At 57.1% G+C, this 25,388-nt stretch carries 21 protein-coding genes, 1 other RNA gene and 1 pseudogene; 14 read left to right on the plus strand and 9 right to left on the minus strand.

Annotated elements, in window-relative coordinates; translation table 11 throughout:
* Window positions 1-175: 175 nt before the first annotated feature.
* Window positions 176-319: pseudogene (rpsU, locus tag ACVWY9_RS05835) on the plus strand (30S ribosomal protein S21).
* Here the strand turns inward: rpsU and ACVWY9_RS05840 are convergent.
* The 5 genes from ACVWY9_RS05840 to ACVWY9_RS05860 form a co-directional block, all read right to left on the minus strand.
* Window positions 316-4,041: a PAS domain S-box protein gene (locus tag ACVWY9_RS05840; RefSeq protein ID WP_457387766.1), complete on the minus strand. Its 3,726-nt coding sequence runs from the start codon at window positions 4,039-4,041 to the stop codon at window positions 316-318. The pseudogene rpsU and the gene ACVWY9_RS05840 sit on opposite strands and share 4 nt — an antisense overlap.
* A gap of 159 nt (window positions 4,042-4,200) precedes the next feature.
* Window positions 4,201-4,788, minus strand: a complete 588-nt coding sequence (locus tag ACVWY9_RS05845; RefSeq protein WP_457387767.1) for a hypothetical protein — start codon at window positions 4,786-4,788, stop codon at window positions 4,201-4,203.
* A 93-nt stretch (window positions 4,789-4,881) separates the two neighbouring features.
* Complete coding sequence (locus ACVWY9_RS05850) at window positions 4,882-5,496, minus strand: Uma2 family endonuclease (RefSeq protein WP_011433374.1); 615 nt, start codon at window positions 5,494-5,496, stop codon at window positions 4,882-4,884.
* 68 nt (window positions 5,497-5,564) lie between these two features.
* Window positions 5,565-6,758, minus strand: a complete 1,194-nt coding sequence (locus tag ACVWY9_RS05855) for an RNA-guided endonuclease InsQ/TnpB family protein (RefSeq protein ID WP_457387802.1) — start codon at window positions 6,756-6,758, stop codon at window positions 5,565-5,567.
* 137 nt (window positions 6,759-6,895) lie between these two features.
* Complete coding sequence (locus tag ACVWY9_RS05860) at window positions 6,896-8,206, minus strand: serpin family protein (RefSeq protein WP_457387768.1); 1,311 nt, start codon at window positions 8,204-8,206, stop codon at window positions 6,896-6,898.
* Between the two features lie 21 nt (window positions 8,207-8,227).
* Here ACVWY9_RS05860 and ACVWY9_RS05865 point away from each other — a divergent pair, with 21 nt between their 5' ends.
* From ACVWY9_RS05865 to ACVWY9_RS05905, 9 genes are all read left to right on the plus strand, one after another.
* A complete protein-coding gene (locus ACVWY9_RS05865) occupies window positions 8,228-8,404 on the plus strand; it encodes a hypothetical protein (protein WP_187147162.1) in 177 nt (58 codons plus the stop codon).
* A gap of 72 nt (window positions 8,405-8,476) precedes the next feature.
* Entirely contained in the window at window positions 8,477-9,001 is a 525-nt protein-coding gene (locus ACVWY9_RS05870; protein ID WP_414344197.1) for a DUF192 domain-containing protein, read from the plus strand.
* A gap of 445 nt (window positions 9,002-9,446) precedes the next feature.
* Window positions 9,447-10,766, plus strand: a complete 1,320-nt coding sequence (locus ACVWY9_RS05875) for a bifunctional sterol desaturase/short chain dehydrogenase (protein WP_457387803.1) — start codon at window positions 9,447-9,449, stop codon at window positions 10,764-10,766.
* A gap of 197 nt (window positions 10,767-10,963) precedes the next feature.
* Entirely contained in the window at window positions 10,964-11,734 is a 771-nt protein-coding gene (locus ACVWY9_RS05880; protein WP_457387769.1) for a DUF4397 domain-containing protein, read from the plus strand.
* A gap of 70 nt (window positions 11,735-11,804) precedes the next feature.
* Window positions 11,805-12,695, plus strand: a complete 891-nt coding sequence (locus ACVWY9_RS05885; protein WP_011433380.1) for an FAD-dependent thymidylate synthase — start codon at window positions 11,805-11,807, stop codon at window positions 12,693-12,695.
* Between the two features lie 77 nt (window positions 12,696-12,772).
* Window positions 12,773-13,510, plus strand: a complete 738-nt coding sequence (locus tag ACVWY9_RS05890) for a class I SAM-dependent methyltransferase (RefSeq protein ID WP_041436582.1) — start codon at window positions 12,773-12,775, stop codon at window positions 13,508-13,510.
* 353 nt (window positions 13,511-13,863) lie between these two features.
* Window positions 13,864-15,423 (plus strand): sugar transferase, encoded by a 1,560-nt coding sequence (locus ACVWY9_RS05895; protein ID WP_011433382.1) that lies wholly within the window; start codon window positions 13,864-13,866, stop codon window positions 15,421-15,423.
* Between the two features lie 10 nt (window positions 15,424-15,433).
* Complete coding sequence (gene purC, locus ACVWY9_RS05900; RefSeq protein WP_414344193.1) at window positions 15,434-16,180, plus strand: phosphoribosylaminoimidazolesuccinocarboxamide synthase; 747 nt, start codon at window positions 15,434-15,436, stop codon at window positions 16,178-16,180.
* A gap of 17 nt (window positions 16,181-16,197) precedes the next feature.
* Complete coding sequence (locus ACVWY9_RS05905) at window positions 16,198-17,688, plus strand: DUF2157 domain-containing protein (protein ID WP_457387770.1); 1,491 nt, start codon at window positions 16,198-16,200, stop codon at window positions 17,686-17,688.
* 251 nt (window positions 17,689-17,939) lie between these two features.
* On the opposite strand, the gene hemC is transcribed toward ACVWY9_RS05905, so the two are convergent.
* Window positions 17,940-18,926: a hydroxymethylbilane synthase gene (gene hemC / locus ACVWY9_RS05910; RefSeq protein ID WP_457387771.1), complete on the minus strand. Its 987-nt coding sequence runs from the start codon at window positions 18,924-18,926 to the stop codon at window positions 17,940-17,942.
* A gap of 278 nt (window positions 18,927-19,204) precedes the next feature.
* Between hemC and ACVWY9_RS05915 the strand changes: the two genes are divergently transcribed.
* From ACVWY9_RS05915 to serS, 4 genes are all read left to right on the plus strand, one after another.
* Entirely contained in the window at window positions 19,205-19,666 is a 462-nt protein-coding gene (locus ACVWY9_RS05915) for a YlqD family protein (protein ID WP_414329203.1), read from the plus strand.
* 186 nt (window positions 19,667-19,852) lie between these two features.
* A complete protein-coding gene (locus tag ACVWY9_RS05920) occupies window positions 19,853-21,334 on the plus strand; it encodes a glycosyltransferase (protein WP_457387772.1) in 1,482 nt (493 codons plus the stop codon).
* Window positions 21,335-21,397: 63 nt separating this feature from the next.
* On the plus strand, window positions 21,398-22,390 hold the full coding sequence (gene ilvC, locus ACVWY9_RS05925; RefSeq protein WP_457387773.1) for a ketol-acid reductoisomerase: 993 nt from the start codon (window positions 21,398-21,400) through the stop codon (window positions 22,388-22,390).
* Between the two features lie 34 nt (window positions 22,391-22,424).
* Window positions 22,425-23,732, plus strand: coding sequence for a serine--tRNA ligase (gene serS, locus ACVWY9_RS05930; protein WP_457387774.1), 1,308 nt, complete (start codon window positions 22,425-22,427; stop codon window positions 23,730-23,732).
* Between the two features lie 302 nt (window positions 23,733-24,034).
* Here serS and ACVWY9_RS05935 read toward each other — a convergent pair whose 3' ends face one another.
* The 3 genes from ACVWY9_RS05935 to ACVWY9_RS05945 all read right to left on the minus strand — a co-directional run bounded on the left by ACVWY9_RS05935 (window position 24,035) and on the right by ACVWY9_RS05945 (window position 25,388).
* Window positions 24,035-24,439: a hypothetical protein gene (locus ACVWY9_RS05935; protein ID WP_457387775.1), complete on the minus strand. Its 405-nt coding sequence runs from the start codon at window positions 24,437-24,439 to the stop codon at window positions 24,035-24,037.
* Between the two features lie 62 nt (window positions 24,440-24,501).
* Window positions 24,502-24,599: signal recognition particle sRNA small type (ffs, locus tag ACVWY9_RS05940), an RNA gene on the minus strand.
* 72 nt (window positions 24,600-24,671) lie between these two features.
* Complete coding sequence (locus ACVWY9_RS05945; RefSeq protein ID WP_457385246.1) at window positions 24,672-25,388, minus strand: carbon dioxide-concentrating mechanism protein CcmK; 717 nt, start codon at window positions 25,386-25,388, stop codon at window positions 24,672-24,674.

Consider the following 25,388-nt stretch of genomic DNA (forward strand, 5'->3'; position numbering starts at 1 on the left):
GTTGGCGGCCAATCCAGATCCCGGATACGACAGCAACCCTCAGAATACTCAGCCTCTATCTCTTCTGGCCGAGATGAGCATCTGTGTTGGGAACTATTTCCGTATCTGTTGCTACAGAACTTACAATAAGACGGGCTGTGCAGAGGTACCGGGGGAGAGAACCCCTAAGGTAGGGATCAAATCGGCGCTGCGCCGCTTTAAGGGCTAAGTTTCTGAGGCAGGAATCTTGCCAGATCTGCGTAACCATCGCTACTTTGAAACCAACCTGGAAAAGCGCAAGCGCAAAGCAGGAGTCCCCAGGGATCCGCTCAACCTTTAAAACTGGGGCAGAGGGGGCAGGTGGAGCGTGAAAGTTGTCCAGCCGGCGGCGCTGCTGACCTCAATGGATCCCCTCAGTTGATCCACCATTTGTTTCACCAAAGCCAAGCCCAGACCGGTGCCCCCTTCTTTCCAAGGATCATGGCTGGGGATCCGGTAAAAACGATCGAAAATGCGGGTGAGTTCCTCAGCCGGGATCTCTTGGCTATTCCTGACTTGGATGCGAGTTCGGTTGGCCTCAACCCTGACTTCTAGGCGGATGGATCCCTGGCCGGGGGTGTATTTCACCGCGTTGTGTAGCAGCTCCCGCAGGATACGCCCCAAAAGGAGAGGATCTGTGGTGATGCTGCTCTCCAGAGGCACGTTGGCTTGAAAGGTTTGCCCCTTAGTACGGGCGCGTTCGCCAATAGCCAACAGCAAATCCCCCAACAAGGCTTCCCAGGTCAGCGTTTGCAGATTCAAAGCATAGGCTCCTGCCTTTAGCCGCTGCAAATCCAACAGGTCATTGATCAGCTCGATCTCCCGCTGGCATTCTCGCTCTGCAATGGCTAAGTATTGAGCTCGTTTCTCCCCAGTGGGAGCCATCTGCAACATTTTCAGGGCCATTTTCATGCTGGTTAGAGGAGTGCGCAGCTCGTGGCTGACGGTGCTGATAAAGTCATCTTTGAGGCGGTTAAGGCGCTCCAGGGCTTGCACCTGCTCTTGGGCAGCTCGGAATAGGCGCGCCTGCCTTAGGCCGATAGCACATTGATTGGCCACTTGAGCTACGAGATTCATTTCCTGCTCATCAAAACTTTCCTCGCTGCTGCGAAAAACCCACAGATCCCCCAAGACTTGCTCCCCATCCCGCAGAGGGCAGACCAAGACTGATCCTTGGCGGGGGGCGTCAGGAAGTAAACAAAATATGCAGGGCTCTCCTCGCAACAACTGGGCGTAGAGATCTGGATATTGGGCAAAGGGAATACAAGTATGCAAGGCCGACCCCAAGCGAGGACAATACTCGTAGCTGATGGTGGAAAGGGTGAGATCGGCGTTGTAAAGGGCAATATCGCAGCCATCTGCATTTAGGTTTTCTCCCAGCTCGCGCAGAGCGGTGTTGAGAATTTCAGCTTCATCCAGAGAGTCGCGCACCCGGTCAGTGATGCGTTTCAGCAGGGCCTCAAATTGCAGGGATCGCTGCAACTCAGAGGTGCGTTGCCGAACCTTTTCTTCCAAGGTTTGATTGAGGGCTTGCAGTTGTTCATATAACTGGGCCTGTTGCAACGCGATGGCTAATTGATCGCTCAGCTCTTGTAAAAGCCGGATTTCCCACCCCTGCCAAGGGCGGCTGGATTGGCAGTGCTGTGCCACCAGAAGGCCCCAGAGATCCTCTCCCCGCCGAATTGGGATCACCAAGTTGGCTTGGGCCTGGAAAGATTCCAAGAGCTCCCGATAGCAAGGATCCAAATCGGCTATTGCTACATCCCCCACTGCCTGGACAAAGCCCTCTTGGTACTTGCGATAGCACGGATCCCTTTGGAAATACTCATCCCACACGTAGCGGCCCAAGTGGCTGGGCCAGGGATCCGCCACCGACTCAGCAGCTACAAACCCCCCTACACCTTCCTGCAACTGATAGATCATCACCCGATCCACCTGGAAAACCTCTCGCACTTCTGCAACAGTGGTTTGCAAGATAGATTGCAAATCCAAATCCTGACGGATGCGTCGCAGCAAAGCTCCAAGCAGCCGCTCCCGCTCTGCTTCTTTCAGCAACAGATCTTGGGCTTGTTTGAGGGCCGTTATGTCCATAGCGATGCCGCAAACGGCGTAAGGAGACCCCTGCTGATCCCGCAGGGCAAGCTTGGTGACCCACTGGGTCAATCTCTTGCCATCGCGGAAAAAGGTTCGCTCGTAGCTGACAGGATGCGGAGATTGCAGGGCTTTTTGATCCTGATCTCGAAATTCTAGAGCCTCTTCTGATGCGAACAGCTCACTATCCAACTTTCCAATGAGCTCTTCTGCCTTGCAGCCTCTCTGTTGTAGATAAGTCTTGTTTACATGAAGATAGCGCCCTTCCAGATCTTTGAGAAAGATAGAAAAAGGGATCCCATCCAGAATAGCCCTAAGCCGAGCTTCGCTTTCTTGTAGAGCCAGCTCTGCTTCTTTCTGCTCCGTAATATCTTCGGTAATGCCTGCGATGTGAACGACTTCCTGCTGCTCGTTCAAGACGGGGTAACAAGAGGTACGCAACCAGCGCAGCCTGCCATCTGGGTGGAAAATCCGATAGGTAACTGACATTTTGCCTTGGGTGGCAAGAGACAGGGTTTCCATCACTCTTGGCAGATCCTCTGGGTGGATCCTTTCCTTCCACAGATCCGGCTGGCGATAAAGCTCCTCTGGTGTATATCCGAAAATCTGTTCACAACGAGGACTTTTGTAAAGAGCGCGGCTAAAGTCTGCCGACTGTACGAAGAAAGTCACCGGTACAGCCTCTGCAATTTCCCGGAAGCGGGCTTCGCTCTCTCGCAGGGCCAGTTCCACCTGCTTTTGTTGGGTGATATCGCGGGTACTGGCAACCATCCCCTGAACCAAAGGATCCTCCAAAAGATTGGTGCAGAGGCTCTCCAGCCACACCCAATGGCCGTCGGCATGTTGCATCCGATAGACAAAGCAGAGAGTCTGGCCGGGCTGGGACAGGAGTTGCTCGCAGGCAGACGCGATGGCCTCGCGGTCTTCGGGATGAACCAGCTCCAGGGGTTGAGGCTCTCCTGGCTGGGGGGTAAGGCCTAGAATCTTCTCCGCCACCGGGGGATTAAGGCAATACAGCCGGCCCTGGGCATCAACCCGGTGCAAGATGTCGTGGCTGTTGTTGATAAAGGCGCGAAAGCGTTCTTGTTGATCTGTTAGCTCTCGTTGCAGGCGCTTCTGCTCGGTGATATCTAGGACAATGCCGAGAAGCCCTAATCCTTTAGACTGATCCTGAAGCTTTACGGCCAGGCGATAAGTATAGCGCTCCTGACCTTGAATTACTTCCTTGCCCTCGAGTTGGGAAAACCCTTGCCGCTCTAGATCGGCTAGAACTTGAGAGGTGTACTCCAGCCAGTGGGGATGTTGCTGAGCTGCCTCCTCCAAAGAAGTGCCCAGCAGATCGCCAAACCAGGCGCGGTCGGTGGCATTTTGCAAAATCAGCACTCCCTGGGGATCCCTGGCCCACACCGCCAATGGCAGGGCATCCAACAAGGTGCGCAGTTGGGCCTCCCGCAGCCGCAGGTTTTCTTCCAACTGTTTCTTCTCGGTAATGTCTCGGCCCACGCCGCGAATAAACTGCAAGCGGCCCCGCCGGTCAAAAATGCCTTGGTTGATCCACTCGAACCAGCGCGTCTGCCCCGACGCATCCGATACCCTGCCAACTCGGGTGAAGGTAGGCTGCTGAGGGGTGAGCTGGGCTATCTTCTGCCGCACCTGCTCTTGCTCTTCTGCCGGCAGCACGTCAATCCAGCGCTTGCCTCGCCAATTGCTTAAGAGTTTTTGGCAAGCTTCGTTACATTCCACCACCGTCGTATCTGCACGCGCCAGCATGATGACATCGGGAAAACCCACCTGATCCCGCTGCAGCCAGCGCTTTTGCCAGTACATCACCACGGCCAGTGAGGATCCCCAAAGGAGCAGCCAAAGCCATCCGGGCAGAGTGTTTCGGTCGAGTAAGGTGTTTAGGTTGACTAGATTCCAGGAGACGCTCATAATTACGTAAGTGTATGGAGTGTCAAAGCTTACAAGAATCTCAGCAGCATTTCTAACCCAGGATCAAGCACTGTGCCAACAATTCCCCATCTCCCCGAAAAGGAGAGCAAAGTTTGAGTCTACTGGAACGGTGGGGCAGTATCCTCGAAAAGGGGGCTTTTAGGATGAAGAGTTGTTTCTTAGGTTTCCTAAGTGTTCGGATAGATAGTTCTGAATCCAGCGCACCAGCCGCTGAGAGAGCACGAAAGCTTCTGGTTCGTCCCCTTTGATGCCGACTTGGCTGCTAAAGCAGGCGATGACCTCCTCGTTCAGCTCCGGTTTAGAAGGATCGCTGTGAAACTGCAGCCGCACTTGGCTTTGGACCTGGAAACTCTCTTGAGCTTGGTTATCCAAAACTTCCTGACCCACTCGATGCAGCCGCACTCCTTGCAACTGAGCCAAGGGATAGGAAAACACCTGCTGCCGCCAAATCCCCCAAGGGCCACGCAGGTGGGTCAGGGTCACCACCTGCCTCTCTCGATCTAGGCTCAAGATCTGGCCTAGCCCCCAAGGGATCCCAGCCCACAGGCCCATCCCCACAGCCACCAAACCCAACAGCGGCGAACGAGCCCACAGTTGGGATCCCAAAATTAGCAGCACCAAGCCCCCTGCCGCCCGCCAAGCCAGTTGCTGAGAGGTAAACCGCTGTAGGGCAATGCGCAGCCGTTTGGGATTGCGCTCCAGAACCTGCGGATAGACCGGTGCCATGAAATGGGATCCCACTGCTTAGGCTAGCTTAACAGGGGTTGCTTTTCCCTAGGCGCTGAAGGCGTCTTATCCGTACATTGCGTTGGTGAAAAACTACAACTCCGGCTCGGCAAAAAACTCTGATAAATCCAGCGCAAATCCAGGGATCACCTCTCCACCTTCCAGGATGTCGCCGGGTTTCTTCAATGCTTCAGGCTCAGGCCGGCGATAGACCAGAACGTATTTCTCTTCAGGATGAATGATCCAGACCAGCCGGGATCCATTCTCAAAATACTCAACGAGCCTATCATGGATCTCTCCAATGGTGTTGGCATCGGAGAGAACTTCTACAGCCAAGTCTGGGGATCCCTCAATATAACCCCTTGGGATCCCGCCCAGAGATTGCAGTCGTTCTTTGGAAAAAAAAGAACAATCCGGAGAGCGGCGATTACCGGATTTCATTTTGAAGGAAGTATCGGAATCGAAGGTAAATCCAATCCTTTGACTGCGAACGTACGAGCCTAGAATGATATGAATCAAACTTACGTAGTACCCATGCTTTGCGCCTGCCGAGCCCACAGTAACCAGTTCTCCATTCACAACCTCATAGCGATTGCCATCCTCCGGTAAAGCCATAAACTCTTCGTCAGTCCAAATTTTTCGAGAAGCTGCCGGAGAACTATCAGCAGGTGCCTCGGCCAATTTTTCTCTTTCCAAAACCTCGACCATCACGACCTCTGCAATGAAAAACGGCTAAACCAACCAAGGGAGCCGGTCTGGGGTCAACACATCGTAAACTACCCGACCCTGACTGCTTCGCAGTACAGGGCGGGCTTTCGGTAGCCCTGCAGTTGGCAAGCCAACCACGAACCTCTAGGCTGGTTTACAGCAGCCCCCAAAAGCGCAATCACATTCGCACCATTCAAATCCGCATCCCCTTCCCATCCACAGTGTCCACACTTAAACTTCTTTCCACTGCGGTAGGATTGCGCAGGGTCGGGATGAATGTGCAAACACCGGTGGCAGGTCTGCGACGTGTAGGCAGGCGGAACAAGAATCAAAGCAACCCCTGCACGCAGAGCCTTGTACTCCAAAAATTGACGGAGTTGATAAAACGCCCAACTATTTGCCCGCCTACGCTCTGTCTTGCTGCGTGGCTGTTGATTGACCCTTTCCCGAATCCCTGTCAAGTCTTCCAGAGCAAGAGCGCTATTTGTCGCCTTTGCCCTAGAGACAATAGCTTTGGAGATGCGATGATTGACCCACGTTTGAAAGCGTCTCTCCTTGCCAGACAGCCGTTGCAGCAGTTGACGGCATCTGCGCCGCGAACTGCGTGTGCCCTTACTGGCTTTGCGTTGAAGTACCGCCCTCAATCGGGAGTAGTGGTCTCGGACTCTGTTCAACTGCTGTCCATTCCAGTTGTCCCCTTCTGACGTATGGGCAATATCTGTCCTCCCCAAGTCCACCCCGATCACCTTGTCGGCATCTTGCTGCTTGGGTGGCTTTCCCTCTACGCAAATCTGGATGTAGTAGGAGCCGTCTTTCCGCTTGACCAGCGTGGCGGCTTTTGGGTTGGAACCCGCCAGTATCCCACGCTGGTAGTTGCCGATGGACAGCTCAAAGCGCTCCCGACCCTCCACCGTGGTCAGCGACACCGTCCAGTCTTTCTCGCGGAACGAGAAGATACGAGCGTCGTAGGTAGCGAACCTACGCTTGAACTCTTTAACTGGACGGTTGCGCTGTCTCGCCACTTTGCGGGCGCCGGCCACCCGTCTGCACACCTGTTGAGCCAAGTTACTGGACAAGCCGAACCGAGCTCGAATCTCGTAGTAGCAAAGGGATTGCAACTTGACCGCGTTGACGATCTTCTCCGGCGTGTTCTGGTTGACCCAGTTCAAGGCTTGGCCAAAAGCCTCCATCGTCGCGTCCAATTTGGCGGCTTGTGACGGGAACGCCTTGAGCTTGCAGGAGATGGTCAGGATTTGGCTCATAAGTTCATTGTACTTCATCAAAGCGCATTTCTCCCGGCACTGACCCTACGGGTACAGTGCGGGGCTCCTGCGATTTCTAGCTGAAGAGCGATCTGCACGCCCGGTAAGAAGTCAGCAAGCTGCCCTGAGGGATCCCCTTATTTAGGATCCACCAGGGATCCCATGAACAACACGGTTTGGGCCGCTGGGTTGCCGCCGGATCCGGAGGCCACAATGGCAAACCAGAAGGGCCGATCTGCCACAAATTGAAAGGGCTCTTGCCGGTCGACAGCAGTCCGGGAGACGATCACCCCAGTAGCGGCTGCCGCCTCGGATCCCTCTTCGTTCACTTCAATTGCTGCTTTGTGCAGGACTTTGCTGATCCGCGCTGGCTCTGGGGTCATCTGGCTGAAATCGGCTCGGTTGGAAAAGGCAATCCCCAGGCCCAACTGTTGTAGAACTGAAGTGAGATCCGTTTCATAAGCCAGTTCAAATTTCGGGATCCGCACCGAACCTGCACGGGGGCGCAGGGATCCCGTCCATTCTTGCCAAGTTTCCGGGCTCAGCTCTGCCCGCAGCGATTCCAGCTTCACTCCCTTCTTGGGCAGCAGGATCAGCATTTCCAGTTCTCCTTCCCCGTAGGGCAGGCTCACCACCTGCAACTGCTCGGTTTCCAGGTAGTTGTAACGACCTGATTGAACCATCATGGGTACTCGGACGCGGCGGCCATCCAACCGAGTAAAGGGCTGAGTTTGGGTGCGCTCCGGATCGAAGGGCTGAGTCCACTCGCCTTTGAAGTAGATGGCATTGAGCAAAACCATCAAATCCTCGCGGCTGAGGCGATCCACAATGCGGTTGATCTTGCCCTGGGTGCGCTCGGCCACCCAGCCGTTGATCTGGTTCACCGTTTGCCGGGATCCCAAATTCACCCGATTCACCACCGCTTGGTAGTAGGTGGCCAAAGCCTGCAAAAACTGGGGCTGTAAGGTGAGGGTTTGATTCACCCAGAGGCCGTTGGCCATTTGCACCTGGACTGGCCCTCCTGCCGGGGATCCCTCCGCCAGCCAGCCCACCATTTGGGCATTGCTCCAGTTCAACTCATTGAGGGAAAGGTCCTGTGCCTCCAGCACCTCGGCCATTGCCGTTTGAGTCTCCCCAGAGGCGCCGTTGTAGAGCATGCTCAGGGCCAGGCGGATGCTCAAGGGGGAGAAAAAGAGGTTCTCTTGGGGCTGCTGCCGGAGCAGGTGATCAAACAGTTTCAGCGCAAAGCGGCTTTGGGCTTGTTGGGCCACGGTCTTTTCCCCATACCCTTCCCCATAGGTCACCGTTGGCTCAAAGGGAATCCGCACCGGGGTTTCCTGTGAACGGGATCCCATCCCGTGAGTGGGCCAGAGGCCCAGGCTCAGTAAACCCAGCAGAGCCAGAAGAGGGATCCGGCTCACCAAGGATCGATTAAACAGGTCTTTCATAGGGCTCTCCTGGCAGAGTCTATGGCTATGCTATCGGGTCGGTTGTGGACTTCCCTTGCCCAGGGCCGCCATTCCGGCTGCGCTCAAGGGGGAAAAGCACAGGCCGCTTCCGGCAAGCAAGAATTGGCAAGGCTCTCCCAGGGGGGAACTTCCTGCGTCTGGCTGGTCAAGTCGCAGCAGCAGCGTCTGGCGCGATAGGATGAAGCCTGCACAGGAGAGTGCCACATGGTTCTGTTCACGATACACGTTCCAAAAGGGTGCAGAGTCGCCTTGGGCCTGGCTCTACTGCTCCTGGGATCCGGCTTGGGATGTACTGCTGCCACGGAGAGATCTCCCGCCTCACAAACTCAGGTAACCGAAGCCATCTCTCCATCCCCCCCAGCCATAGGGCAGCCCCAGCAACTGCCGGTTGAAGCCGAAGTCACCCTTGCCGGCCAACGCTTTGAGCTAGAGGTGGCCCGCACCCCTGAGCAACAGCGCTTGGGCCTGATGTTTCGCACCGATTTGCCGCCGGATCGGGGCATGTGGTTTCCCTTTGATCCGCCCCAGCCAGCTTCTTTTTGGATGTTCAACACCCTGATCAACCTGGACATCATTTTCCTTCACCAAGGCAAGGTGGTGTACATTGCCGCCGATGTGCCCGGTTGCCCCGCCCAACCCTGCCCCACCTATGGGCCGCCTCCTTCCCAGTTGGTGGACGGTGTGCTGGAGTTTCGCGGCGGGACGGCTGCTGCTTTGGGTTTGGCCGTTGGAGATCCGGTCGAGATCCGAGAGCTTCAGCCCGTAGCCCCTTGATTTCTACCTCCCCTCTCCCTGAGGGAGAGGGGCCGGGGGTGAGGGAAGACAGGCTCGCAGATGATCTTTTGAAGAATCTTTGCGATGATTTTTGAGGGTTGCTAACTAAGCCTACAGAAGAGCATGACTCTAGTCAATAATAAGCTCAACTATACTGAAAATAATGTATAATATGTTCAGTGCGGATTACTACCAGTTGATCTTTCTGTTTACTTTCGAGTCTGCCAACATGGTAGCCAAAGCAAAGCAGAAAATTGGTAGTAAGACGACACGGAAACTGCGCTTTGGGTATTCTACTCAAAGCTTTGCGGGATACCGCCATTCTGTTTGGAAACAAACAGAATGCTATCGCTGCATAGTTGAACAGTGATGTTCAGCAGTGTTCAGCGTAAATGTATCAGGCGACGACAAGCCCAAGAGCAGTTTGGCCACCGCAAGCGAGTCTATGGATGTCAGCAGCGTAAGTCATTGGATAGGGGTGGGGGCTGTCGCCCTAGCCTCCATCCTTTGGGCTGAGATCGTGCGGGATGTGCGCCATTGGCTGGCCCACCGGTGGCCCTGGCTGATGCCCAAACACATCCTGCACCACCGCCTGTTCCGCCCCGACCTTAGCGTGGTGGATGCACAGCTGTACCGAGAATCCCAGTGGCACCACGACGTTCCCGAAGCGGCGACGATGATCCTGGCCGGGATCCCTTGGGTGGTGGTATTGGGCTGGGGATCCCTGCTGTACGGCCTGGCGGCAGCGGTGGGCATTCTCTACTCGGCCAGTTTTTGGGTGGCAGGCATGCTGCGCGGCTACGGGCTGGCCCTGGAGACCGATATCACCCACCGACCGGGGCCTTTCCCCGTTCCTCCCAGCCAATGGCATGTCAACCGCGCCTACCACTGGCGGCACCACTTCGACGATACCAACGCCTATTTTTGCGGCACCCTGACTCTCGTAGATCGGCTCATGGGCACCAGTCTCTCCTTGAAAGGCAAGCGAGTAGCCGTCACCGGCGCCTCCGGCACCCTGGGCCGGGCCTTGCTCAAGCATTTTCACCAGCAGGGGGCCAAAGTCATCGCCCTCAGCTCCCATTCGGATTCGGTTCACATCGAAGTGGACGGCCAGATCCAGCCGGTGGAGACCGTTCGCTGGCAGGTGGGGCAAGAGGGATCCCTGGCTGAGCTGCTGGAGCGGGTGGATATCTTGGTGCTCAACCACGGCCTGAACGTCCACAGGCAACGGGATCCCGAGTCTGTCCGCCAGTCCTATGCCGTCAACACTTTCTCCAGTTGGCGCCTAATGGAGCTATTCTTCCAGACGGTGCGCGGCAACCCTGAGATGGCCACCAAAGAGGTGTGGGTGAACACCTCAGAGGCTGAGGCTAGCCCTGCTTTCAGTCCCCTCTACGAGCTCTCCAAGCGGGCCCTAGGCGATCTGGTTACTCTGCGCCGCCTCGATGCTCCCTGCACAGTGCGCAAGCTCATCCTCGGCCCCTTCAAGAGCCAGCTCAATCCCATTGGGGTTATGTCGGGAGATTGGGTGGCCGCTCAGATCTTGGCCCAGGCCAAACGAGACTGCCGCAACATCATCGTCACCATCAACCCCCTGACCTACCTGCTTTTCCCCCTGAAAGAGCTGGCCGTGAGCACCTATTTCCGCCTGTTTAGCCGTCGGTCTCCAAGGACTCCGTCCCGCGAGCGCGAACAGACAGGGATCCCTGCCCCCAACCCAGATGCTGCAGGTGAGGCGAAGTCCCGCGAGTTCCCTTTGGTTTAGAAGGGATCGGATCCCAACTCGTCCCATAGCTCTATGGCATTGGGCGCAAAAGTGGAGTAAGACAAGAGCAGGTTCCTTGGCGTCAGCAGGGTGGGATCCCTTGCGCCAATACGAACTTTTGGGGAGCGAGAGCGCCCCTTGGCTTGGCGGAACACAGCAGCTCGATCCCCGGTGAGCGTTGGGTGTGAGGAGTAGGAGTGAGCGTGAACATGGTGCGACGGTGGGTGGGCGCAGTGCTCTGCGTGGTGGGTGGGTCGTTGATGTCGGGGCTGTTGTCCGGCTGTGCCATCCCGATGCCTTCGGCATCTGCGGGAGTTTCTGAAGTCCAAGTGCGCTTGGTGCATGTGGCCCCCAATGCCCCTCGAATTGACTTGGAGGTGGGAGGGGTGAAGGCTGCTCGGGGTGTAGCCTATGGCTCGGTGAGCGAGTACGTGCGCATACCGGCGGGCGAGTACGACATTGTTTTGTTTTCAACGCCTGAGAACCCTGGCCAGCCTGCGAGTTCTTTGGTTGCGGCCAGAACCGTAGCCAATCTCAGGGGCGGGGGAGTATTCTCGGTGGTTGCTGCCAACGAGCCGAATCGCATGACGGCCCTGGTGCTGGAAGACAACATCCATCCGCCCTTTGATCAAGCCCTGGTGCGGTTTGTCCACGCTGCCCCTGATGCGCCGGCCCTGCAATGGCAAGGGGAGCAAGGGCGGGTACTGCTGCCCCAGTTGGCGTTTGGACAAGTATCCACCTTTCAAGCTATGCGCCCCGGCTTTACCCAAATTCAAGTGGCCATAGCCCCTTCAGCCTCCGCGCCAGGTGTGCAGTCGGCTCCCAGCCGGAGCATTCCCCTGCAGCGGTTTGACCTCCAGTTGGAGGCGGGGAAGGTCTATACCCTTTACGTAGCGGGATTGTTGCGCAGCAATCCGGCCCTAAGCCTGGTGCTGGCAGAGGAAACTCGAGCTCGTAGGCTCCTATAGCAAGGCTGCTTGTGGTTCTATCCTCCCTATACTGTTCTGGGATCCCTTTTGCTCACAGGGGGTATAGCCTGTGGATGCTTTGTTTCAAGTTGTGGTGCTGAATCAAACCCCAGATCCAGAACGGGTCATCTACCAGGCAATGCACCAGGATTACAGCCCTGATTTTGTCACCTCAGAAAGCCGGATCCCGGAAAAGTATGGAGAGGCCGTGGTGCGGCATTTGCTGGAGGGCAACCGTGGCCACTATGGGCCTCTAGAGCATCCTCAGATCACCTTTGGGGTGGGCTATTTTCCCCACGCCGTCATGCAACAGGCCCGTACTCATCGGGTGGGAATTTCTTTTGATGTTCAATCCTTCCGATATACAGGCCAGCAAATTGCCGATTTGGGCAAAAAGCTCTTGTTCGCGTCAGCGGTGCGGAGCACAACCGAGACTGCTGCTCCTGTTGGCGAGACCGGCTACGGTTGCGTCAGCGATCGCGTCAGCGGGCCGGAGGCCTATCGCGACAGCGGTGCGGAGCACATTGCGGAGCACAGTGGCGGGACGGAGTCCTCCTTGTCTTTGCAAGAGCTGGAAACTTTGTTTTACGTTCCTGCCAGCGTCAAGGAGGGCAAAGCCAAAACCCGCCAGGGCTGCAAGCCCATCTCCCCCGCAGCTTTGGATATCATTCTTGCGCAATATCGCAGCCAGGCCATTGCTTATTATCGCCTGGTAGAAGAGTGCGGATTGCCCTATGAAGATGCCCGTAACATCATTGGCTACGGGATCCGACAACACTTCGTGGTCTCTTTCAATTGCCGTAGTCTAATGCATTTTTTGGATTTACGAGCCAAAGAAGATGCTCAACGAGAAATTCAACATCTGTGTGAACTGATTTGGCCCCACTTTGAAGCGTGGTGTCCCCACGTGGCGGCCTGGTATCGTAAGCATCGCTGGGGAAAGGCTCGATTATCCCCCTAAACTTAGTTTAGATAGATATGCTCTGCTAACCCCTTCTGCGGCTAATCCTGTTTTTGATCTTTTGTTGGGTTACGGGTATGGATCCCGAAGCTTATGAGCAAATGGCAGGCTTGGAAGACCGGCATTGGTGGTTTTTGGGTCGCCGTCACATTCTGAGTCGGGTTATTGGATCCCTGTCGCTTCCCCCCTCTGCTTATATTTTGGAAGCTGGCTGTGGTAGCGGCGGCAACCTGGAGATGTTGTCCAGATTTGGCAAAGTTTGGGCTATGGAAAAGAGTGAAATTGCACTGCCGCTGGCCCAAGCTCGCGGTATTGGGATCGTGGCAGAGGGGGAGTTGCCAAACCGGATCCCCTTTGGTTCTCAACGATTTGATTTGATTGCTTTGCTGGATGTGCTGGAGCATCTGGAGAATGACAAAGAAGCTCTCCTAGCCCTCAGTCAAAGGTTAACCCCATCTGGCTACTTAGTTGTAACTGTTCCGGCTTATCCGTGGCTGTGGAGTTTACATGATGAGCTTAATCATCACAAGAGACGATATACCCGCGGGCAACTTTTGTCGTTGCTTAAAAGCTCAGGTCTAGAAGTTTATACCCTTGTTTTCTTCAACAGTTTTCTTTTCCCAATCATTTCAGGGATCCGCATAATGCAGAAAGTGCTTCGCCTGAGGGAAAGCCAAGATCTGAAAATGCCGCCGCTTTGGCTCAATCGACTGCTGACGGGTATTTTTGCTGCAGAAGCCTATCTGATACCTAAGTTTTCTCTGCCCTTTGGTGTATCTCTGCTGGCAGTAGCCGGCCCGGCAACGAAATCGTAGTATCCTGTCATCATTGCTGTTCTCAGACTGCACTTTGATCATTGCTTAAACTCTCATGTTTCGACATCCAATGTCTGCAATTCTGGTAGTTTCTACAACAGCCTTTTCCGAAGGTACTTAACCCACTCAACAGGGATTTTTATCTCTTGCATGATGAGGATCCCAATTACTTAAAGAACTTATTTTGTGTCAGCAGCATGAAGTCCTTTGAAGCTGGGAAGGGCCGTCAATAGAATTATCTGGTGAGGGCTACCCATTCAAGTTTTGGTCAACACTGATCTTGTCCAATAGCCTCAGATGCACAATCTTTTCTGTAAGATTGTCAACAGTCTTGATGCCGAAGGAGATAACCCTTGGCCGAACGCGGCTATAAAACTCGTCTGGATCTGCATCGTTTGTGGGTGCCCTTGGCCTGTTTTGGCGATGGCCTTTGTATTTGGTTGGCCTTTGGGGCGGGCTACTGGCTGCGCAGCTTGCGTCCTCATCAGCTCTTGCCTTGGGATGTCTACGCGGCCTTGGGATTGTTGACCGCCCTCAGTTATTGGGGCATTCAGGCGGGCTTAGGCGGATACGGTGAGTCGAAGCGCTTGTCTCGCTTTGAAGAATGGGCCAGTTTGCTGGTGGGGTTGGGATTGACGTTTGGTTTGGTGCTGGCAGGGGCCTTTTTCGTTCGCTCGGTCTCTTTGTCGCGGCTGGTGGTGGGCTACGCCGGCTTGTTGGCTCTGCTGAGTTTGACTTTGGTACGGGTGGGGTTGCGGCTGGGCATGGGCTGGTTGTGCTCTAGGGGCTACGGTCGGCGGCAGGTCATCTGGGTGGGATCCTGGTCGGTGTTGGCGGAAGTGTTGGAGCGATTGCAGCGATCCCCGCAGTTGGGCTTCCAGGTAGTCGCCTGGGCAGGCGTAGAGCAAGGCTCTTTTGAGGAAGATCCCCCATCTCAAAATGGGGATCCCTGTCAAGATTCATATCCAGTACTAAACACCGCCCGCCCTACCTCTGGCGGGGTTGAGTCTGCCGACAGGACTCTGTCCGGCTCATCCCGAGGAACCCTCTCCTGCTTGTGCAGTCAGCTTGAGCCTTCCTGGTCGGCTCTTGAGCGTCTGGATCTGGTCCATTTGATTGCCTATCTGCAAGCCCACCCAGAAGTGCAGGAGGTGTGGTTTGGGCAACCGGAGCTGGCAACTGCTCCTCTGTTGCTCAGTTTGCAAACATTGTCGGTGCAGGTGCGCTTGGTGCCGGATATCTTAAGTTTTTTAACGGTGAACTTCAGCCTGCAGTCTCTCGACGGGATCCCGCTTCTAACTCTGCGTCAGCCCCCTTTGCGCTACGCCCACAACCGGTTCCTCAAGCGAGCTGTAGACATCCTAGGAGCTTCCCTGGGCCTGATCTTGCTTAGCCCTCTGTTTTTGATTATTGCCCTGCTGGTAGCCTGCAGCAGTCCTGGCCCCATTCTGTATTGGCAAGAGCGGGTGAGCTTGGACGGGCGTCGCTTTTGGATTGCCAAGTTCCGCACCATGCGAGTGGATGCTGAGGCAGCCGGCCAGCCGGGCTGGACGCGCCCCGGGGATCCGCGCCGAACCAAGATAGGAGCCTTTTTGCGCCGCACCAACCTGGACGAGCTGCCCCAACTGTGGAACGTCCTGAAAGGGGAAATGAGCCTAGTGGGCCCCCGCCCAGAGCGGCCCTACTTTGTCGAGCAGTTTAGCCAGGAGATCCCCAAGTATCCGGATCGGCATTTGGTGAAAAGCGGCCTGACTGGCTGGGCCCAGATCCACGGCCTGCGGGGAGATACCAGCATTGCCCGCCGCACCCAGTATGATCTCTACTATGTGCAAAACTGGTCGCTGTGGCTGGATCTGCGCATCTTGGCCATCACCTTCTGGCAAGGGATCCGCGGACGGCTGGCCGGATACTAGGGGTTAGCGTATGCCATTCTCCCCCCAAGAGCTGCTCTACGAGGGCAAGGCCAAGCGCATCTACCGCACTGCCGATCCCAGGGTTTATCTTTGCCAATACAAAGACGACGCCACGGCCTTCAACGCCCAAAAGCGGGGATCCATCGCCGGCAAGGGAGAGGTGAATTGCACCGTCTCCAGCCATGTGTTTGCCTACCTGGCGCAGCAAGGGATCCCCAACCATTTCTTGGCCCAAACCGGCCCCACCGAGATGCAGGTGCGAGCCTTGCACATCCTGCCTTTGGAAGTGGTGGTGCGCAACCGCACAGCGGGTAGCCTCTGCCGACGGCTGGGTCTGGAGCAGGGCCTTCCCATCGAGCCGCCGCTGGTGGAGTTCTATTACAAAAACGATGCCTTGGGGGATCCCTTGGTGACCCCAGATCACATCCGCCTATTGCAGTTGGCCACGCCGGAGCAGGTGGAGCGCTTGGGATCCCTGGCTTTGGCCATCAACAACCATCTGCAGGCTTTCTGGCGAAGCTGCCGCCTAGAGTTGGTGGACTTTAAGCTGGAGTTTGGCCTGGACGAGAAGGGAGAGATCCTGCTAGCCGACGAGATTAGCCCCGATACCTGCCGTCTTTGGGATCGGGGGGGATCTGAGCCGCGAGTGCTGGACAAGGATCTCTTTCGCTTTGATCTGGGGGATCCAGTAGCTGGCTATCAAGAGGTGTTGCAGCGGGTGCTTCAGGCAGTGGGATCCCAATTCCTTCTCTCCTAGAGGGAGAGGAGCCAGGGGTGAGGGACTATAATCGCCTCAGCGATCCCACTCCTTTAACGCCCGAGCCTCCTTTCGCTTGTCGGGATCCCGCCATGACCTCTCCCCGCCCCCCCTACCCCGGCGAGCGTTTCCGCCGCCAACTGGCCAACCTGCTGGATGCCTGGGTGGAGCAGGGGTTGATTGAACCTGAGCAGCGGGATCGGCTGTGGGAGTACTACCAACTGGATAGCTTGCCCCGAGCGGCCGGCAGCCGTTTTGTCTTGGTGCTGCTACTGTTTGGCGCAGTTCTGGTGGGCCTAGGGGTGATCTCCTTTGTGGCGGCCAACTGGGCTGCCATTCCCCGCTGGGCAAGAGCCTGGGGGTGCTTGGCCCTCATGGTAGGGCTGCAGGTGGCTGGCTTCCAGGTTTGGCAGCAGGGATCCCGACGGCTGGGCAGCGCCCTGCTGATAGCCGGTGAACTGACCCTGGGAGCCTGTATTGGCCTGATGGCGCAGTGGGTTCAGCTTGGCGGATCCGCGGCAGGCCTGTTTTGGGCCTGGGGGATGGGCGGTTTGGCCATGGCCTACGGCTTGCGTCACAGCCCCAGTGGTGTACTGGCCTGCCTTCTGCTGGGCTTGGGGATGGTAGCCGACTTCGTGGATTGGGGGACTGTCAACTTCCTCTATCCTTGGTTGACCCTGGGCCTGCTGGTTCCTCTGGCCTATTGGTGTTGCTCTCGCTGGGTTTTTGCCCTGGCCGTGGTGAACTTTGGCCTGGCGTTGCAAGGGTTAGCCGAGCGTTTGGGCAGCTCTTTCCAAGGTTTAACCCTTTTGCATCTGCTTGGTGTTGCAGTTGTGTGGGGGCTGGCTCTCTGGCACCAACGCCATGATCCTTGGATAAGGCAGGTTTCAACCGAAGGAAGGGATCCAGAGCTTCCCGGCGAGCTGGAGCAAGGCTTGGATTTGGCCCCGACAGCCCAGAACTTGGCTCTGCTGGGGCTGGGTGTTCTGCTCTATGTCTGGAGCTTTGTCGGGACGTGGGTCGATCTTTCCGAGGATCCCCTCTGGAACGTTGGGGATCCCTGGGCGAGCTTGTCGGCAGTGGGGTTGCTGCTGCTGACGGGCTGGGGCTGGTGGCAGGGTTGGCAGGAGAAGAGATCCCAGCCCGTTTCGTCTTGGCTGAAGGATGCTGCTGTTCTGATTTCTCTGGTTGCCTTGGCGCTTTTGCTGGGGATCGGCAGCGCTGTGCCTTTGAACGTGACGGCAGGAGCAGCCTTGGTCCTCTTTGCCCCCTGGATAGTGACCTTGCTGTTGCTGGGGCTGTCAGCAGTGCTCTGCTGGGAAGGGCTACAGCAAGGGCGGCGGGGGCGCTTCTGGCAGGGACTGTTGGGGCTAACCCTGGTGGTGCTGACCCGCTTTTTCGAGTACCCAACCGGCCTGTTGGCCAAGTCGGCGGTGTTGGTGGCCTGTGGGATCGGGGTAATCTGGCTGGGGCTGAAATTTGAGCGGCGGATTTTCTCCCGTCTCTAATTCTTGCCCTTCTAGGAAGCCAAGCCCCGCTACATGATCAAGCAAAGGAAAAAGCTGGAATTGAGCTGGAATTCACAAGAATTTACAAAGTTTGCGGTTTTGCAAGCTGAGCTAGAGCTTAGATACTGCTGCTGCGAATGCGAATTTCCCATTTGAGTGCAATTCACGTAGGGGTGACTTCATTGTTCCCCCTTTTCTTCAGCTGACCCTAGCTGAAGTTCTCAAAGCCTACTCAGAAAAAATAGGAAAGCCTAACGGCGGGCCTGGGCAAAAATGGCTTGCAAAATCTCGTCGGCCCCCTGCTGTTTTAGCTTTTCTGCAAGAGCCATCCCCACTGCCTCGGGATCGGCGGTGGATCCCGTCTGAGTATCGCGGATGAGCCGCCGGCCATCCAGCTCGGCCACCATACCGGTTAGGTGCAGCTCCTCCCCTCGGACTTGGCTGTGAACGCCAATGGGCACCTGACACCCTCCTTCCAAAGCCCGCAGGAAAGCTCGCTCTGCCAAGCAGCGGGCTGTGGCCTCCGCATCGGCCAAGGGTCGGATAAGCTCCAGAATCCGCTCATCTCCCTGCCGACACTCGATTCCCAGGGATCCCTGCCCAACCGCGTACAGAGACACGCTGGGATCCAGCACCTCGTGGATCCGGTCGGCTTTGCCCAGACGCTTCAAGCCGGCCACCGCCAAAATCAGGCCATCGTACTCTCCCCGCTCCAGCTTAGCCAGGCGGGTGTTGAGGTTGCCCCGCACGTCCTTAAAGCGCAAGTGGGGAAAGGCATGGCGCAGTTGGGCCAGTCGCCGCAGCGATGAAGTGCCGATCACCGTCCCCTCTGGCAGGGTGGCCAGTCGGTAATCCCGGAACTTTTCCCCCACCACCAAAGCATCCAGGGGATCCTCCCGCCGCGTGATCGCCCCCAACACCAAGCCCTCCGGCAGGCGAGTGGGCAAGTCTTTAAGGCTGTGTACCGCCAAGTCGCTGCTGCCGTTGAGCAGGCTAACCTCCAATTCCTTGGTAAAGAGACCTTTATCTCCAATTTTGGCCAGGGCTACATCCAGGATGATGTCTCCCTGGGTGGAGAGGGTGTTGAGCTCCAGGGGTAATCCCGGATGGTGTTCTTGCAACTGACCCATCACCCACTGGGTCTGCACCAAAGCCAACTCGCTTTTTCGAGAGGCGATCCGCACCGGCTTGGTGATCCCAGCAGAGGGTTTGGAGGGGGTCGAAGCCAGTTCACTCATGGCTGCCGCAAAAAAGAACACTGTCTCTCACGCTAGCCGAATCTGTGCCAGGGCAAGGCGGCGGCCTTTAAGATCCTTAACCAAAATTGCAGTTTCCCGAAATCAAGACTTTACCGCAGGGATCCCAGCCGGTAGGATAAGTAGATGGATTCCCCGGCTCGGCGGGGGAGGATCCGGTCTGTCAAGCTCCTCTTCCCCAACCCCAGAGCTTTTGAGGGAAGCTTTCTACAATGGGCACAAGCCCCTGGTTTGGTTGGTCGTCTGCCTGGATGAGTCTTATGGAAGAAAACAACGTCAGCAACGGCACTCAGTTACTGCTCAAGCGCAACATTCCCATCAAGGTGGTGGTCACACCCCTTTGGAAAAAGGAAATGCAGGAGCAATTAGAGCGGCAGATCGAAGCCACCGATGCTCAGATGCAACAACTGGAGTTTCAGGGCAAGCGGGCTATTGCCGAACTGGAGAAACAGAGCCCCAACCCCAACAGCCCCCAAGTGCTCCAACAGGTGGAAGCGGTGAAAAGCCGCGTGAACGAGCAGAAAATCCGCCTCTTGGATCAGAAAAACCAATTGTTGCAGCAGATCAACCAACTGAGCACCCTGGAGCTTAACCAAGAAGTGCTGCAGGGCAATGTGGAGAGCTTCTTCCGAGTCCAAAAAGGAGACAACCTGATCCAGAAAATGCAGGTTGAGATCCTCCTGGAAGATGGGGTGATCAAAGAGATTCGCGGTAACCCATAGGCCGCTCACCCCCTTGCCGGAGAAGCGGCAGTCGGGATCCCCAATTTTCTCGCCTGTAGGTTCTCGAGAACTCCGTTTCGCCAACACAATGGGTGACAATAGGTAACAACCTCTTAACAGCCTTTGGGTTAACGCTCGCACAGGCTGGCGAGGTTGGGTAGCGTTGTCGCCCGTGGGAGGATCCCCATGTCTGAGTTCGTCTGGTCAGAGCCAGAGCCTCTCGAGGATCTTCATCTTCCCGATTGGTTGCTCACCTCGGCCCAGCGCCGCCGTCTCAAGGCTCTGCTGGTTCTGGCCATGGTGTGGGGGGTGGTCAGCCTGATGCATGTGGTGCCGACGGCCCGTTGGATCACCGTCGGTCTGGCCACGTTCATGGTGATCCACATTAGCCGCTTATTTCGCCTGCAACCGGCGACCTCCCTGCCCCCTCTGAGACTTCCTCCTGCCGCTGCGACCCGCCGGGATCCCAGGTCAACAGATAACAGCGATGACCCTAACAACAATGACTCTGTCCTGCCAATGCAACGGGATGGGCAGAGCGGGCTTTCTGAGTTGGGCGGGCTGGCCTTGCCCCGTGTAGCTGTGTTGATCCCAGCCAAGAATGAGAGCGCAGTGCTCCCACGGCTGTTGCACAGCTTGACCCAGCTCCGTTACCCCACCAGCCATCTGGAGCTGTGGGCCATCGACGACAACAGCAGCGATGCCACCCCTGAAGTTCTGCGGGAAGCCCAAAAGCGGATCCCGCATCTGCGGGTTTACCGGCGGCAGCCAGGACGAGGGGGGGGCAAGTCCGGTGCCCTCAACGAGGTACTGCCCCTGACTCAAGGGGAGATCATCCTGGTCTGCGATGCCGATGCTGTGGTGCCCTCGGATTTTCTTGCCCGCACTCTACCCTTGTTTGTTCAAGTGAGCAGCCTGCGCAGCCGTTTTGGCAGACGGATGGTAGGGGCTGTACAGGTGCGCAAGGCCCTGAGCAACCCCAAGGTCAACTTCTGGACTTTGGGGCAGGTGGCGGAAATGGCCTCCGACGCTTATTTTCAGCAGCAGCGCGTGGCCGTGAGGGGCATTGGCGAGCTACGCGGCAATGGCCAACTGGTGCGGCGAGATGTTTTGGAAAAGTGCGGCGGCTGGAACGAGGCCACCCTCACTGACGACCTGGATCTCACCTTCAAGCTGCACCTGGCGGGCGTAGATATCGCCTTTCTGACGGAGCCGGCCATCGTCGAAGAAGGGGTCACCTCTTGGAAAAGTCTCTGGCACCAGCGCTGCCGCTGGGCGGAAGGGGGCTACCAGCGCTATCTCGACTACTGGCCAGGGATCCTCAGTCGCCGCATGGGGATGGCCAAAACAGTAGATCTCTGGGCCTTCTTTATTTCTCAGTACTTGCTGCCGATGGCCTTGGTTCCCGATACCCTCTGGGTGCTGTTGACGGGCCACTCCTCGGTGCTGCTCCCCTTGAACGCTCTGGTGATGGGCTGCCTGACGGTGGCTTTTTACCGGGGGCTACGCCAGGTGGAGGGCTTGCGCGGACGGCGACTTTGGTGGCACACCGCCCTGGGCTTGGTCTACATGCTCCACTGGCTGCCGGTTATGATCGCCACAACCGCTCGCATGTGTGTACAGCCCAAGCGCCTAAGGTGGGTGAAAACTGTTCATCACGGCGCTTGAGGTCAGCAAGTTGGATCCAATCCTGCTATCCTAGTCAAGCACCTGCTTACGCCCCGCTCGACCATGGCCCGCCTCTACTACGACACCGACGCCAATCTGGAGCTTCTGGCCGATAAAACCGTTGCCATCATCGGCTATGGCAGCCAAGGCCACGCCCACGCCCTCAATTTGCGCGATAGCGGTGTCCAGGTCATCGTTGGCCTTTACCCTGGCAGCCCTTCCTGGCCCAAAGCCGAGCAAGACGGCTTAATGGTCAAAACGGTGGCGGATGCTGCCGCTGCCGCCGATTGGGTAATGGTTTTGCTGCCCGATGAAGTGCAAAAGGCCGTTTTCCAGGGCGAAATCCGTCCCCACCTGCAGCCGGGGAACGTGCTCCTCTTTGCCCACGGCTTCAACATTCACTTCGGGCAGATCCAGCCGCCGGCAGACGTGGATGTCATCATGGTTGCCCCCAAAGGCCCTGGGCACTTGGTGCGGCGCACCTACCAAGCGGGGGAAGGGGTGCCCTGCCTGTTTGCCGTCTATCAAGATGCCTCGGGAATGGCACGGGAGCGGGCCATGGCCTATGCCAAAGCCATCGGTGGCACGCGGGCCGGCATTTTGGAAACCACCTTCCGGGAAGAGACCGAAACCGACCTCTTTGGCGAGCAGGTGGTGCTCTGCGGTGGGCTGACGGCTCTGATCAAAGCGGGGTTTGAAACCTTGGTGGAAGCGGGCTACCAGCCGGAACTGGCCTACTTCGAGTGCCTGCACGAGGTGAAGCTGATCGTGGATCTCATTGTCGAGGGGGGCTTGGAGAAAATGCGCCACAGCATCTCCAACACGGCAGAATACGGCGACTACACCCGTGGCCCCCGCATCATCACGGAGCAAACCCGCGCCGAGATGAAACGCATCCTCGCCGAGATTCAAAGCGGCCAATTTGCCCGTGAATTTGTCTTGGAAAATCAGGCCGGCAAGCCAGGGCTTACTGCGATGCGGCGCCGCGAGGCCGAACACCCCATTGAACAGGTGGGCAGGGAGCTGCGGGCCATGTTTAGCTGGCTAAAGAAATAGGTCGGATATCTGGAGCTGAGGGTAGACCATCTCTGTGCTGGATCTGAAGCTGCTGCGGGATCGCCCTGAACAAGTACGCCAAGCCCTGCAAAATCGCCGGGCCACAGTCGATCTGGACGGGATCCTGCAGTTGGATCGGGAGCGGCGGCAGTTGGAGACCCGCAAGGGATCCCTGCAGGCCGAAAGCAACAGCCTCGGCAAAAAAGTCGGCGAGATCATCCGCCAGGGGGCGGATCCCCAAGGCCCCGAAGTGGCGGCCCTGCGGCAGCAGGGGGTGGATCTCAAGGCCGAGATTGCCCAACTGGAGCAGCAGGAACGGGAGCTGGAAGAGGAGATTCGTGCTCGGCTGCTTACCCTGCCCAATTTGCCCCTGCCCAGCGTGCCGGTTGGCCGAGATGAGGCCGACAATGTAGAGGTGCGCCGCTGGGGTGAGGAGCTAAAGCCGGCCCATCCTGTCCTTCCCCATGAAGAGATTGCCGAAAAACTGGGGTTGCTGGAGATTGGCCGTGCGGTCAAAGTGGCCCAAAGCCGCTTTGTGGCTATGGTAGGGGCGGGCGCGGCCCTGGAACGGGCTTTGATTGCCATGATGCTGGAGCGCCACGTTGCAGCCGGCTACACCGAGGTGATCCCACCCTTTTTGGTCAACAGCGCCGCTTTGCAGGGGACGGGGCAGTTGCCCAAGTTTGCCGAAGACAGCTTTCGCTGTGCTGACGACGACCTGTGGCTGATCCCGACGGCGGAAGTTCCCCTTACCAATCTGTACCGGGATGAGGTGATCCCTGCGGAGTCCCTCCCTCTTTACTTCTGTGCTTACACCCCTTGTTTTCGCCGTGAGGCGGGCAGCTATGGCCGCGACACCAAGGGGCTGATCCGGTTGCACCAGTTTCAAAAAGTGGAGCTGGTCAAGGTCACTCGCCCAGATCAATCGGAAGCCGAACACGAGAAGCTGGTGCAGGATGCCGAGGCCATCTTACAGATGCTGGAGCTGCCCTACCGGGTGGTGGAGCTGTGTAGCGGCGATTTGGGCTTTGCGGCAGCCCGCTGCTTTGACTTGGAGGTGTGGTTCCCCTCCCAAAATCAATACCGCGAGATCTCCAGTTGCTCCAACTGCTGGGACTTTCAGGCCCGCCGTGCTAACCTGCGCTACAAAGAAGCCGGCCAGAAAGGCACCCAGTTTGTCCACACCCTGAACGGATCTGGCTTGGCGGTGGGGCGCTCTCTGGCTGCCCTGCTGGAAAATCACCAACAGCCGGATGGCTCGATTCGCATTCCCAAGGCGCTGCGTCCCTTTCTCAGCTCCCGCTTTCTCTCGGAAGACGGGATCCTCATTCCTGCTGCCTGAGCTCAAACTCAACCCAGTTTGATTGAGACTCGATTGAGACGCTCCTGCCCACCCGGCAGACGCCCTTATCTTTTCTGCAGTTTGGAAATGAATCAGCTTGACCTGCTCCTCGCTCTACAAGGATGAGGATCCCTAACACTTCACAGAGACGATCCACCTGACGGTAGCCTCAATCTTTAGGGTCATTTCAAGTTAGGTTGAGACACTTCCCAAGTGCTCTGCGGTACCGCTTCCGCTATGCAAAAGGGGAGAGGAGCTAGGAAGCAATGCATTCCTACCTTCCTGCCGGGCTGTCCTTCCGCTCAAGATTTGCCCTTGAGGCGATCCAACTCAGCTTGCAATTCGGCGATCTTCTGGCGCAGACGGGCCGCTTCTGAAAGTTCGATGGCCGTGCCTGCCTCGCCCTCGGTATCGCTAATGTCATCAATGGTGATCTTGCGGGGGCCGGCAGTTTGTCTGTATTCCCCCTTGCGGTTGGCGTTGGCGGCGATGGCATCCATGTAAGCCCGCGCCTCTTCAGCGGTCATCGCCCCCCGCTCCACCAGCTCGTCCACCAAAGCTTGCGCCTGCTTGCGCAACTCCATCAGACGGATACCCGCTTTGCTGGCCACCTTGGCAGCATTATCCGCCGCCACAGCCGCCAAACCCATGCCGAAGTAAAAGGCTTTTTGAGCCCAGTTGGCGAGGGGATTGTCTGTTTCGGACATAGTGTAATGCGCTGCTAGGGCAAGGAGGAGAGAACCCAGCAGAGAGAAGTAGGGCTGCAAAGGGCGACCCGGGTTGACGCGCCTGCTCAGAGCATCCCGTGGTGCTGCTATCTTCCGATCCTGACACGGTTTGGGCGTCGGAGCTGCACGGACCCAGGTCTTCCAGTAGCCTAGCATTTTTCCCCTCTGCCCTGCTCGGCTTTCTTGGGCAACAGATGGGTTTCTCAGGGGGCTAGGGAGTTTCAGGCGGCTCCAGATAAACAGGGATCCGCTCTACGGCTGTATCGCTGCGTTGCACCTCCTGTTCCTGAACTTGAGGAAGGGTTACCGGCAGGGTAACCGGTTGAGCAACAAAACAACTGGCCACGGGCAGCGCTTGCTCCAGTTCGTCCAGAGGGCGGGGGATCACTGCCACCGCGTGCAATTCCCCAATGCGCTCTGCTTCGTACATGCCGGCATCGATGGCAATGGCCACGTTGGCCACTGTACCGCGGATAATGGCCGTACATAGGCCATCCCCAATGGTCTCGTAGGCCGCCAGTTGGACATCCGCGGTTTTGAGCATGACATCGGCAGCTCCCACCATTGCCGGGAAGCCGCGAGTTTCCAGCAGGCCCACGGCCAAGTTACTGAGGCGGCTGTAGCCGCGGTTTTGTGCCAGTTGAGACAGCTTGCTGCTGATCGGCAGTACCACTTCCAAGTTGGGCAGGGGGCGCGGGATCACCAAACTGGAGATCTCCTCTTGGTCAAACTGGCGGGCCAGCTCAATGCCCTCCTCAATGGCAATGCGCACATCGGCAATTCCCCCCCGCACAATGGCTGTGCAATAGCCCCCCGAGGTTTTCTCAAAGCCGATCAGCGTCACGCCTGCCGACTTGGTCATGGCGTCAGCAATGCGCACGATGACCGGAAAGCTGCGCGTCTGAATCAGGCCCAGGGAGGTTGACAT

This window comes from Thermostichus sp. OS-CIW-31, from assembly GCF_054060305.1.